Below are 10,253 nucleotides of genomic sequence, written 5' to 3'. Positions count from 1 at the left end.
CTACATGGCCGAACAGTTCCGGCTGAGAGCGCAGTATCGCGATGTCGGCCAGGCAGTCCCCGCCGAGAGCCAGGCTGATGGCCAGGTCGGTGATGACCTTGCCGGGATCGTGGACGGCCCGTGGTGGCCGCCATCGCTCCAACTGGGCTGATAGGGCCTTGTTCAGGCCGGTGACCCGCAGTGTCTCCAGCAGGAGAAGCCCACCGGCTTGGGAGACGAGTCCCGCTCCATCGGCGGAGACCACGATCTTGCGTTGGGAACCGATAGTCTGCACGTGAAAAGTGCCTTCTGAATTGGCGCGGACAGGACTCTCGACAAGCCCGATCCTCCCAGTTCAGAGGCGCTTTTCTCATGTAAACGATCAACCTCGGAGAAATTCACCGCGAAAGCCCGAGGCTAGCTCCCTACCTGGCCGAGTGGGAATCGAACACCACCGAGGCGGCGGCCCGTCACATGGCGTGGCTCATGCACGACTTCACCGTCAGCGTCGCCCACGACACCGAGTGGGATGCACTCCTGGACAACTGGATCAGGGGGCCAGCACCTGCGACGATCCTGGAGCGCGGATTCTTCTCCGCCAGCTCACCCGAAGTGGCCCAGAAACTCTCCGACGCGCTTGAGACCCACCGCATCTGGCGCCGACACTGAACCGCCATTGAGTTAAGGCGCCTCCGGCGGGGGCGCTCAGGCTCCGGGATACCGCGGAGCTGGAGGGCGCGGGCCGTAAACGGCTGAGGTAGGAGCCCGCGCATCCCTTCTGCCATCGACCCAGGCAAGCCCAGCAGACCGACTCCTCCGGCTCAAGCCCGTCTGTGGCCGTTGGCGTCCAATTTCCGAGGAACGGCGACCGGCTAACGTACACGCGGGGACGGGCTTGCCCCTCCGTCGCCGGCCCGCTGCCGCTTCGCGGTGGGTCGACGGCATACGGGATGCGCGGAGGGCGAGTGTGCGCGCCCGCGCAGGTCATGAGCCCGCTGTAGTTGCAGTTTTAGTTGCAGTTCTCCGCCGTACCAGGCTGTTCAAAGAGGACCGCCGAGCCGTGTTGGTCCAGGTGGAACGGATCGGGACGGGCAAGATCCGAGCTGCTAATGCGGTTTGGGTTTACCGCCCATCCGGGGTTCAAATCCCCGAGCCTCCGCAGGTCAGAGCCCCTCTCGCGACATCAGCGAGAGGGGCTCTTTCGATCTCTGGGACCGTCAGGGCTGCAGTTTGGGTTGCAGTTAGTCGTCATCGCCCCAGAGAGCGGCCCCCATGCGCTCGCTCGCGTGCTGCCGCGCTGGAGGAGAGGCCCTGTTCGAGCATCGTGGCATACGCCTTGTCCAGGTGCTCCGGGGCGAGCCGGTCGAGGCGGTGACGGCCGAGCAGCGGAATGATCCAGTGGCGGGTCTTGGACCGGTAGTCCTCAAGCGTTCACGATCAAGATGTGTGCGGCGCGGCTCGGATTGTCAGTGCTGTGGGCCATACTCCGCCAAGCCGGGATGATCACCAGCGAGGCGAAGGCGTTGACATGGCACAGTTGTTGCGGAGGCTCGACGACGAGGTCTACGTCGAGTACAACACGTTCGGGCTGGACGGCACCGACCTGCCGGAGTGGAGCTCCCCACCGACGAGATGTTCCACTTCGTCGCGGCCGTGCGGCTGGAGTCCTGGGACGCCGAGCCGGGGGCCACGGACGCCTCGTGGACGCCGGTCAGTTCTGCGACGTTCGTCGCGGAGAGCGGTGTGGTCGCGATCGTGACGATGATGGACGGCAGGGGGCATGACTTCCTGATCGGGCCGCCGCGTTTCGAGTACGGCGTGGACATGTACCTGCGTGAGCCCGAGCCAGGCGACGGGCATGCCACAGGTGAGTGCGCGGAGGCGTGGCTGTTGAGGTTCTGGCCGATCCGGGATGTCTTCGACCCGATTACTCACGCGGCGCCGTTCTCCTACATTGCGCGCGGGGTTCTGTACTACTCCATTGACCTCGAGCCCGAGCAGCTCGTGCAACCTCCGGCGCGGCGGGAGGTGCCGGTGCCGGTCTCGGCGGTGGCGGACTGGGCGTCGCTGCGCGCGGACCCGAACCTGGACACCTTCGACGGCTGGCTGCGTAAGTTGCGCCGCAAGGCCGAGGACAGGGGCGTCATCGTTCACGAGTTGCTGCGCGCGGCCGGGGTCGACATCGAGGACGGCGTGGACCTCACCCCGGCCTCCTGCACCCCGCCGCGGGCGCGTGCCGGGCGGTTCAAGGATCCGCTGATCGACCGCTACTACGCCGAGCAGGCGCGGCGGGGCTCGTTGTCTGGGCTCGCCCTGGGCAAGGATCGGCTGCGCGAGTACGCCGACGGCGAGCGCATCGCCAAGGAGTTGTGCCGCAGCGGCACCCGGACGTTCTCTGTGCCCGTCGAAGGCCGTGGCGCCCTGTATGTACCAGCGGGTGTCAGCCGCCGCGTGTGGCGGTGGGAGGACGACTTGCTCGGCGGCGAGCTCATGGACGACGGGCTGACGGTGGATCGGCAGGTTCTGGCCAGGAATCCGTGGACCAGGCAGATCCTCGTCTCCGGCATCGTGACGGTCCTACGCCGAGACCACGACAGGCGCGGCTGTGGCGACACCGTTTGGTATGTGGTGCGCGACGCCGAGCCGCACGAGGCGGCCAGGGTCTTGTGCGCGGAGGCCACCTGGGAGGAGGAGCCGGATCAGCGCCGGGCCTTGGACGAGGTGGCCAGGGAGAAGCTGATCGACCTGCGGGCCACCTACAGGAGCCGGGAGAGCTGAGGGCCGGGCCTCGTCGCGCGGCGAGGTCTGAGGTGGCTAGGCGACTGATGGTGACAAGAAGCCCCCGGCGGGGGCACTCCGGCTCCGGGTTGATCAGCAGGCGAAGTGCGCGCGTACCCGCGCATGGGTACATCGTCGCCGTTCGGTGCTCGGGGACCCCTGGATGCCCGCGGCGGCACCCGGTTCCGGAGGCTCTGTTCGGGGATGCCGGCGATCGTGATGGATGGAGTGGCCTGGCGACTGCCGCGGGCGGGAAGCGGGGTCTCCCGGCTTCAGGGCGATTCAGGGCCTCGGGCGAGCCGCCACGCGAGAAGCCCTTCGGGGGCGTCCGCCTGGACGAAACCGGCTCCCACGAGCTCCCCTTGAAGCGTTTCCCATCGCGGACGGTAGGCGTGGCCGATGATCTCTTCCTCGTCGATCACCTTGTCACCCTGCGTGACCTGGTAGAGGTAGCGGCATTTCAACGCCTCCGCGTCCGTCTCGAGGATCTCGGCGAAGACCGAGTACGTGTGCCGGCCCACCTGGTGCGAGTCCAGCTTCTCCAGCGGGTGCGGCGCCGGCGCATCGCCGCCGCGCCAGGTGAAGACCAGGAGGCCGCCCGGTTCCAACCGGCCCGCCAGCACCGGCCAGAGTCTCCGGCGATAGCCGGGTTCCAGCGCGTACAGCACGTTGATCATCACCATGGCCTCGACCGGCTCGTCCAGGTCGAGGCTCAGCGCGTCATAGGGAAGCACGGTGACCCGCTTGAGCAGTTCCGGCCGCGCGGTCAGCCGGGACAGCAACACCCCGCGCATGCCGGCCGAGGGCTCCAGGGCGAAGATCTCCGCCGACGTCCATTCGGCCAGTGAAGTGGTGATCAGGCCGGTTCCCGCTCCGATCTCCAGGATGCTCCGCTTCACTCCGGCGAGGATGGGCGGCAGCTTCTCGCGGATGCCCGGCACGTGCCCGTTTTCATGGACCAGGTCATAGAAGGGGAGGGAGATGAAGTCGGCCATAGCGGGCAACGCTAGTGGAAACGCGGAACACCGTCAGGCCACTTCTTGTACCACGACCGGATCGCAGACGATCAGGTGCGTCGTATCGTCTCGACCGGCCGGCCCGGACGCCAGAGCCGGATGACGATGTGGTCCTCTTCGACGGCGGTGAGCACGGCCTCGCTCAGATCGAGGCGGAACGCGTGGAAATCGCCCGGCGGCTCGGAGCCGGTGGTGTACGCGCTCTTGGCCTCGGGGGCGGTCACCTCGATCGCGACCCCGGCGACCTTGGCGTCGCCGCCCTCGTGCGGATGGGCGTGGATCGCGCACCGGCCGTCCCGCCTCAGATCCAGGGCCTTGACCGCGTTCAGCATCGAGCCGAACGACAGGTCGGCCCCCATGAAGTCGACCTCGGTCCCGCTCACCCGAGGCGAGCCGTCCTTGCGCAGGGTCGCCAGCACATGGGTCTTGGCCGCCTCGAACCGGGCCCGCACCGCCGCGGCCAGCTCCCCCGCCTCACTTTCGAACTGTTCCCACGTCGCCATTCGGGCAGTTTGCCATCCGGCGCCGACAAAAGAACGCGAGCGGCTCCGCGACGCCCGCCCGCCCGCCGGTCGGGGCGGGTCGCGGAGCCGCAGGGGTCAATCGGTGATCACGCTGTCGCGGGGACCGCCGTAGACGGGGTTCTTGTCGTAGCGCTTGTCGGTGACGAGCAGGATGACCTTCCCCGAGGCGCCCTTCTCCTCTTCCGCCTCCCAGACGATCCAGTCGTCGCCGACCGGTGTGTCCTGCCTGCGCAGCTCGCCGTAGCCGCCCGGGTTCCCCGGAGGGATGCCCATGATCAGGTACGTGGCCGTGAGGCCGCGCTTCTCGATCTCCGGCCGGACCTCGCCCACGGTCTTCTCGTCCACCCGGAACCCGGCGAGGGAGCCGCCCTCGGTGGTCGCCAGGCGGGTCTTCGAGTCGATGACCTTCATCTTGGGCCTGTCGTCCGGCACGAGCACGCAGGGCGCCACCGGGTCGTTCATGAGGATGGTGCTCGTGCTGCCCATCCCCTCGGGGAGGTCGGTGATGGTCCAGACGAAGGTCTGTCCCGGCGTGAAGAGTTTGGTGTCGATCCGCATCCGCCAGCCGTCCCGCTCGCCGGGGATCTGCCTGGGCACGTCGTAGATGCCGTCGGGAATCTTCTCCACCGGCGTCGCTCGCGGCTCCCGGCACTTCTTTCCCGCCGGTACGTAGTCGACGACGGCGGGGACCCCGAGATCGCGCAACCGCTTCTGCAGCCCCGCGGCGTCGCGGAAATCGCGTACCTCGATGTGGACGATCCCGTCGGCGTCCTTGGTGACGGCGTAGGCGGCGGAGACGCCGTGTCCGTCCTGGAGCAGGCCGGGGCCGAGGACGGCGCCGGTGGCGAGCGCCGCCGCGGCGGCGAGGCCCAGGACCAGCCTCCGAGGGCGGGACCGGCGGACGCGACGAGGCTCACGAACGTCCGCGTCGCGCCCCTCGGCCATGATCGCCGCGCGCAGCTCACGCGCGCCGGGCCCCTGCGCCGGCGCGTACGGCGCGAGGTCGATGGCCTTGACCAGCTTGTCGATGTCGTTCATGCGTCTCCCATCAGGATCGCCGGGCGCGGCTGCCGCCGCAGCGACGCCGCCAGTCGTCTGCGCGCCCGGTGCAGCCGGGTCCGGGCGGCGATGGCCGTGCATCCGACGACCTTGGCGATCTGCTCGCCGGTCAGTCCCTCCCAGCACGCCAGCGCCAGGACCTCGCGGTCCCGCTCGGGCAGCTCGTCGAAGGCCGCGCGCACGTGTTCCAGATCGACGGACGCCGCCGGCCGGTCAGCGGCCAGCTCGTCGCGAAGCCGCTCGGCGAGTACGGCCCGCCGTGCCGCCCCGCGCCTCTGGTTGGCCAGCACGCGCCGGGCCACGCCGTAGAGCCAGAGCAGCGCCCGCTCGCCCTCGGGGACGTCGCCGATCCGCCGCCAGGCGGTGAGGAACGTCTCCGAGATGACGTCGGCGGTGTCGTCGGGGGAACCGGTACGGCGGGCGGCGTACTGGTGTATCGCCGGGTAGTACGCGTCGTAGATCGCCTCGAAGCGATCTCGATGTGTCACAGATTCTCCTAGCCGAAAGGTGCCGGACACCTGGTCTGTGTCCGGCACATTCCGGGATGTTGCACGACGTCGTACGCCCGACGGGCCGGGAGGCCGGCGCGCCCACCTGGGACGCCGGGGTTTTCCCGTTGCTCCCGCCCTCTCACCAGGGCGGGAAGTACGATCGGGTAATGACCGAAATGACCGAAACCGCGCCCGGCTGGCTTTCTCCTGAGGAGCTGGAGTCCACCCGTGCGCGGATGCCGATCCTCTACGTCGACGCCGTGCCGGTGCGTGTCGACGACACGGGAGTGGTCACGCATGTCGGCCTGCTGCTGCGCATCGGATCGGACGGGACGGTCAGCCGCGCCCTCGTGTCCGGCAGGGTGCTTCACCACGAGCGGGTGCGTGACGCGCTGATGCGCCATCTGGAGAAGGACCTCGGCCCGACCGCGCTGCCGCGGGTTCCCGCCTCGCCGCAGCCGTTCACCATCGCGGAGTACTTCCCGACCCACGGGATCACGCCGTACCACGATCCTCGGCAGCACGCGGTGTCGCTGGCCTACGTCGTGCCGGTCGCGGGCGACTGCCGGCCCCGGCAGGACGCCCTGGACCTCGTCTGGTTCACTCCCGAGGAGGCGGCGTCGCCGTTGGTGCAGCAGGAGATGACGGGCGGTCAGGGTGTCCTGCTGAAGCAGGCCCTCGCCCACGTCGGTTGTCTGACCTGACTCGGAGAAGCGCGGCCGACCGGGGACGTCTCCGCTGATCGGCCGCGCGGGTGTGCGGCGGGTCAGGAACGGGCGCGCCGCCGGGAGAGGCGCCACCCGGCGAAGACGAGCGCGACGCCGGCCCCGGCCGCTCCGGTGTAGATCCCGGCGACGGAGCCGCGGCTGTCGTCCGTGGCGCCGGGGGTGACCGTGACGGCGGGCGACGGGGCGGTGGTCGCCGGCGCCCGCGTCGGCTTGCCGAGGGCGGTGAGGAGTGCCTTGTCCAGGCGTGCCCCGCTCAGGCCGTTCTCGTCGCGTACGACGCCGTCCCTCGGGCGGAGCGGGCGGGTGCCGGGACGGACCATCACGTCCCCGGAGCACAGGGAGGTGTGCAGCGACACCCCCGGGTCGGTGTCGAACAGGCCGCTCTCTCCCGCGGAGGCGAACACCAGGTAGCGCGAGCCGACCGTGAAGTTCACGCCGCAGGCGGCGCTGTCGGCGTTCGTGGCGACCTCGTACGTCGCGCTCGGCGCGCCCTTGTAGATCTGGTCGGCGCGGAACGTATAGACGAGTGGGGGCGGCGGCCCGAGCGGGTCGCCGCCCTCGACGCGGCGCACAGCCGCGACCGTTCCGGTGAACACGGCGGCCGCGCCCTTCATCAGCTCAGATGGAGGGCGCGGGGCGCAGGAGCAGGCGCACGCGGCCGAAGGCGTGAACGCGACCGTCCCGATGACCAGCAGCAGGACGGCGAGCAGTCGGTGTGTCATGCCCCTACCACGTACACGCTCACCCGCCGGTTCGGCGGTCGCCACGCGGTCGCCGCGGCGCGGCGGCTACGGCTTGCGCCCGACGCCGCCGAACTGGAACACGTCGCGGTCCTGGAAGCCGGTCTCCGGCTCGGGGCGCCACTTGGGCAGCGACACCAGGCCGGGCGACAGCAGCTCCATGCCCGTGAAGAACTCCTCCAACTGCTCGGGCGTACGCAGGGTGAGCGGGGAGGCGGAGCTGGCGTTCCACTTGGCGGCGGCGTCGTCCATGGACACGCTGCGCACGCTGTGCGCGATCGCCATGTAGCTGCCGGAGGGCAGGGCGTCCCGCAGCGTGCCCACCGCGGCGTGCGCGAGCTCGGCGTCCGGCACGAACTCCAGCACGCCCATCAGCATCAGCGCGATGGGGCGCGAGAAGTCGAGCGTGCGCGCCGCCTCCTCCAGGATGGGCTCGGGCTTGCGCAGGTCGGCGTCGATGTACGCGGTGGCGCCGTCGGGGGTGCTCTGCAGCAGCGCCCGGGCGTGGACCAGCACGATCGGGTCGTTGTCGACGTAGACGATGCGGGACTTGGGGTTGACCCGCTGGGCGACCTCGTGCGTGTTGTCGGCGGACGGGATGCCGGTGCCGACGTCGAGGAACTGGTCGATCCCGGCCTCGCCGGCGAGGTGGCGGACGACGCGCCCGATGAACTGGCGTTCCGCGCGGGCGTTGACCGGCAGGTCGGGCATGACCTTCACGATCTCGTCGCCGACCTCGCGGTCGGGGGCGTAGTTGTCCTTGCCGCCCAGCCAGTAGTCCCAGACCCGAGCCGAGTGCGGCACCGAGGTGTTGATGCGCGCCAGCACCTCGTTGTCGATCTCGCGGGATTCTCCACCCATCACTGCCTCCTCAACGGCGCCGAACTCGACCACGCCTTGGAGATCAACTTAGACGATCGATGCCGACTGGCGGGGCAAATTACGACATTTCACCGCATTGCCGTCAAGTTGTACGACCGGGTGCTGTCGAGAGCCGCGGGTTCCGAGTAAAGGAATCCGAAATGTGAGCATGGCGGTACGCAGGGTGAAGCGGGGAAGACGCCGGGGTACAGGTGACCTATCTTCCACAACTCGGTTGGAGGGACCATGGGTCGCTTCGGGGTTGTCCGTATCGGGGTGGCGTGTGCAGGTCTGGTGGCACTCGCCGCCTGCCAGTCCAATGAGACCAACACGGCGGCGAAGGCGACGCCGAATGCCAAAGCGGCGGCGGCGTCCGCCGAAATGACGCGGAAGGCGAACATGGCCGCCGCCGCCAAGGTGAGAGCGAACGAGCTGGGCAAGATCCCAGTGATCATGTATCACCGGATCACCGACAAACCCGGTGGCACCGACGACCGCACGCCCGCGCAGTTCCGGGCCGAGCTGGAGCGTCTCGCCTCGGAGAACTATGTACCGATCACGGCCGCCGAGTACGTCACAGGAAAGATCGCGATCCCCGCGGGCACGCACCCGGTCGTGCTGACCTTCGACGACTCCTCGCCGTCCCAGCTCACCCTGGACGAGATGGGCACCCCCAAGCCGGACACCGCGGTCGGCATCCTGCTCGACGTGTCCAAGAAGCACCCGGGGTTCCGGCCGGTCGCCACCTTCTACGTGATCCGCGACATGTTCGGGAAGTTCACCCCCGAGGAGCGCGCCCAGGTCCTCGGCTGGCTGAACGACAACGGGTTCGACATCGGCAACCACACCCGCGACCACCTGAACCTGCTCGGGAAGTCGGAGAAGGAGGTCACCGAGCAGATCGCCGCCGGCCAGAAGCTCATCTCCGATCTGGACAAGAAGGTCCAGGTCCACACGCTGGCCCTGCCGTACGGCAACCAGCCGCGGGACAAGAAGTGGGCGCTGCACGGCTCCGGGAACGGCGTGCGGTACGACTACCAGGGCGTCTTCCTGGCCGGGTACACCCCCGCGCCCTCGCCCTTCACCAAGGAGTTCGACCCGGTCGGCATCCCGCGGATCCGGTCGATGGACAAGAAGGGCGACTGCGTCAAGTTCTGCTCCACCGCGTGGCTGGACGAGCTCAAGGCCCACCCGGACGAGCGCTACACCTCGGACGGCAACGTCGCGACGGTGGCGTTCCCGAAGTTCAAGGCGCCGTTCGTGGCGAAGGGCTCCGCCGGCAACGCACTGCCGTACTAGTAGTCGTGGGCCTGGCGGCGGCCCTCCTCCAGGAACGCGGTGACCGCGTCGGCGCCTCCCAGCTCGGAGATCGGGCGGGCCGCGCCGAAGGGCATGTTCCAGAACGCGCCCTGCCTGGCCCGCCAGGGGCCCACGTAGGCGTACGGCTGCTCGATCGCGTCGTCGCCGAGGGACACGCCGTAGTTGACCTCGTCGCTGGTGACGGCCAGGTCGAAGTGCTCGGGCCACAGTACGGGGATCAGCTCGGGTTCGAGGCGGCGCAGCGCCGTCTCGCCGATGGCCAGGCAGTCCGCGATGTACTCGGCGGCGACCGGATCGACCTCCACCGGCTCGTCGGGCTCGACGCCGGACCCGTCGCGGTACAACCCCTCGGGGGCGCCCGGCCGGACCCCGGCCGCCTCCGCGAGGGCGGCGTACGTGACGTCTCGGAGGGGGAGGGTGCGGCCGCCGCCCGTCACCAGCGTGTCGCACTCGATGCGCAGCTCGGGCGCGGTGATCGTGGCGAAGCCGCCGGGGACCGGCCGGAGCCTGATGGTGCCGCTCAGCCGGTACTGCGGGCCGGCCAGCACGAGCTCGGCCACCCCGTGCAGCGCGCGCCGCGTTCGCGGAAGGTCGTGGACATGCATCTTCGGCCTCCTCCAGAGAGCGACCGGGGGAGCGTTTTCGCAGGGAGTAAGCTGAGTGGACGTCCGCGCACTCGTCCGCTCTCCGGGAGAGCGGCTCCTCGATTCCCTGGCCCTAACGAAAAACCATAACAGGGAAGTGATTCTCTGCCGGG

Annotated in this window: 12 protein-coding genes; 4 read left to right on the top strand and 8 right to left on the bottom strand. The window is 69.3% G+C overall.

Translation table 11 applies throughout. The features are described 5' to 3' along the window. Positions 1 to 265: transposase (locus AWQ70_RS38175; protein ID WP_373282411.1), on the bottom strand; the 265-nt coding region annotated here is incomplete at its 3' end. Between the two features lie 200 nt (positions 266 to 465). On the opposite strand from AWQ70_RS38175, the gene AWQ70_RS32835 reads away from it, so the two are divergent. Both AWQ70_RS32835 and AWQ70_RS32830 read left to right on the top strand, forming a co-directional pair. Next, the gene (locus AWQ70_RS32835) at positions 466 to 648 is read left to right on the top strand and encodes a hypothetical protein (protein ID WP_157530756.1); all 183 of its coding nucleotides are present in this window, start codon (positions 466 to 468) and stop codon (positions 646 to 648) included. 942 nt (positions 649 to 1,590) lie between these two features. After that, positions 1,591 to 2,757: a hypothetical protein gene (locus AWQ70_RS32830; protein ID WP_067185091.1), complete on the top strand. Its 1,167-nt coding sequence runs from the start codon at positions 1,591 to 1,593 to the stop codon at positions 2,755 to 2,757. A 272-nt stretch (positions 2,758 to 3,029) separates the two neighbouring features. Here AWQ70_RS32830 and AWQ70_RS32825 read toward each other — a convergent pair whose 3' ends face one another. The 4 genes from AWQ70_RS32825 to AWQ70_RS32810 form a co-directional block, all read right to left on the bottom strand. Next, positions 3,030 to 3,752 carry a class I SAM-dependent methyltransferase gene (locus AWQ70_RS32825; RefSeq protein ID WP_067185089.1) on the bottom strand — a complete coding sequence of 241 codons (723 nt, stop codon included), beginning with the start codon at positions 3,750 to 3,752 and terminating at the stop codon, positions 3,030 to 3,032. Between the two features lie 71 nt (positions 3,753 to 3,823). Then, on the bottom strand, positions 3,824 to 4,276 hold the full coding sequence (locus tag AWQ70_RS32820; protein ID WP_067185086.1) for a pyridoxamine 5'-phosphate oxidase family protein: 453 nt from the start codon (positions 4,274 to 4,276) through the stop codon (positions 3,824 to 3,826). 96 nt (positions 4,277 to 4,372) lie between these two features. Next, complete coding sequence (locus tag AWQ70_RS32815) at positions 4,373 to 5,335, bottom strand: hypothetical protein (RefSeq protein WP_067185083.1); 963 nt, start codon at positions 5,333 to 5,335, stop codon at positions 4,373 to 4,375. After that, positions 5,332 to 5,844 carry an RNA polymerase sigma factor gene (locus AWQ70_RS32810; protein WP_067185081.1) on the bottom strand — a complete coding sequence of 171 codons (513 nt, stop codon included), beginning with the start codon at positions 5,842 to 5,844 and terminating at the stop codon, positions 5,332 to 5,334. The genes AWQ70_RS32815 and AWQ70_RS32810 overlap by 4 nt, the downstream gene beginning before the upstream one ends. A gap of 170 nt (positions 5,845 to 6,014) precedes the next feature. Here AWQ70_RS32810 and AWQ70_RS32805 point away from each other — a divergent pair, with 170 nt between their 5' ends. Beyond that, positions 6,015 to 6,551, top strand: a complete 537-nt coding sequence (locus tag AWQ70_RS32805; protein ID WP_218004743.1) for an NUDIX hydrolase family protein — start codon at positions 6,015 to 6,017, stop codon at positions 6,549 to 6,551. 62 nt (positions 6,552 to 6,613) lie between these two features. Here the strand turns inward: AWQ70_RS32805 and AWQ70_RS32800 are convergent, their stop codons facing one another. Next, complete coding sequence (locus AWQ70_RS32800; protein ID WP_067185077.1) at positions 6,614 to 7,297, bottom strand: hypothetical protein; 684 nt, start codon at positions 7,295 to 7,297, stop codon at positions 6,614 to 6,616. Between the two features lie 66 nt (positions 7,298 to 7,363). Then, positions 7,364 to 8,176 (bottom strand): SAM-dependent methyltransferase, encoded by an 813-nt coding sequence (locus AWQ70_RS32795; RefSeq protein WP_067185128.1) that lies wholly within the window; start codon positions 8,174 to 8,176, stop codon positions 7,364 to 7,366. Between the two features lie 246 nt (positions 8,177 to 8,422). Here AWQ70_RS32795 and AWQ70_RS32790 point away from each other — a divergent pair, with 246 nt between their 5' ends. Further along, positions 8,423 to 9,475 carry a polysaccharide deacetylase family protein gene (locus AWQ70_RS32790; RefSeq protein ID WP_067185074.1) on the top strand — a complete coding sequence of 351 codons (1,053 nt, stop codon included), beginning with the start codon at positions 8,423 to 8,425 and terminating at the stop codon, positions 9,473 to 9,475. On the opposite strand, the gene AWQ70_RS32785 is transcribed toward AWQ70_RS32790, so the two are convergent. Next, the gene (locus tag AWQ70_RS32785) at positions 9,472 to 10,101 is read right to left on the bottom strand and encodes a hypothetical protein (protein WP_067185070.1); all 630 of its coding nucleotides are present in this window, start codon (positions 10,099 to 10,101) and stop codon (positions 9,472 to 9,474) included. The two genes, AWQ70_RS32790 and AWQ70_RS32785, sit on opposite strands and share 4 nt — an antisense overlap. Between the last annotated feature and the right edge of the window lie 152 nt (positions 10,102 to 10,253).

The organism is Microtetraspora niveoalba, from assembly GCF_001570405.1.
GTDB lineage: Bacteria > Actinomycetota > Actinomycetes > Streptosporangiales > Streptosporangiaceae > Microtetraspora > Microtetraspora niveoalba.
Note: the sequence above shows the minus strand (reverse complement) of the source record. Positions and strands in the feature narration are given on the sequence as shown.

Excerpts from the sequence above, each read along its gene's own strand:
- AWQ70_RS32820 (WP_067185086.1), bottom strand. The coding sequence starts at position 4,276 with ATGGCGACGTGGGAACAGTTCGAAAGTGAGGCGGGGGAGCTGGCCGCG.
- AWQ70_RS32790 (WP_067185074.1), top strand. The coding sequence starts at position 8,423 with ATGGGTCGCTTCGGGGTTGTCCGTATCGGGGTGGCGTGTGCAGGTCTG.
- AWQ70_RS32800 (WP_067185077.1), bottom strand. The coding sequence starts at position 7,297 with ATGACACACCGACTGCTCGCCGTCCTGCTGCTGGTCATCGGGACGGTC.
- AWQ70_RS32825 (WP_067185089.1), bottom strand. The coding sequence starts at position 3,752 with ATGGCCGACTTCATCTCCCTCCCCTTCTATGACCTGGTCCATGAAAAC.
- AWQ70_RS32815 (WP_067185083.1), bottom strand. The coding sequence starts at position 5,335 with ATGAACGACATCGACAAGCTGGTCAAGGCCATCGACCTCGCGCCGTAC.
- AWQ70_RS32805 (WP_218004743.1), top strand. The coding sequence starts at position 6,015 with ATGACCGAAATGACCGAAACCGCGCCCGGCTGGCTTTCTCCTGAGGAG.
- AWQ70_RS32835 (WP_157530756.1), top strand. The coding sequence starts at position 466 with ATGCACGACTTCACCGTCAGCGTCGCCCACGACACCGAGTGGGATGCA.
- AWQ70_RS32795 (WP_067185128.1), bottom strand. The coding sequence starts at position 8,176 with ATGGGTGGAGAATCCCGCGAGATCGACAACGAGGTGCTGGCGCGCATC.
- AWQ70_RS32785 (WP_067185070.1), bottom strand. The coding sequence starts at position 10,101 with ATGCATGTCCACGACCTTCCGCGAACGCGGCGCGCGCTGCACGGGGTG.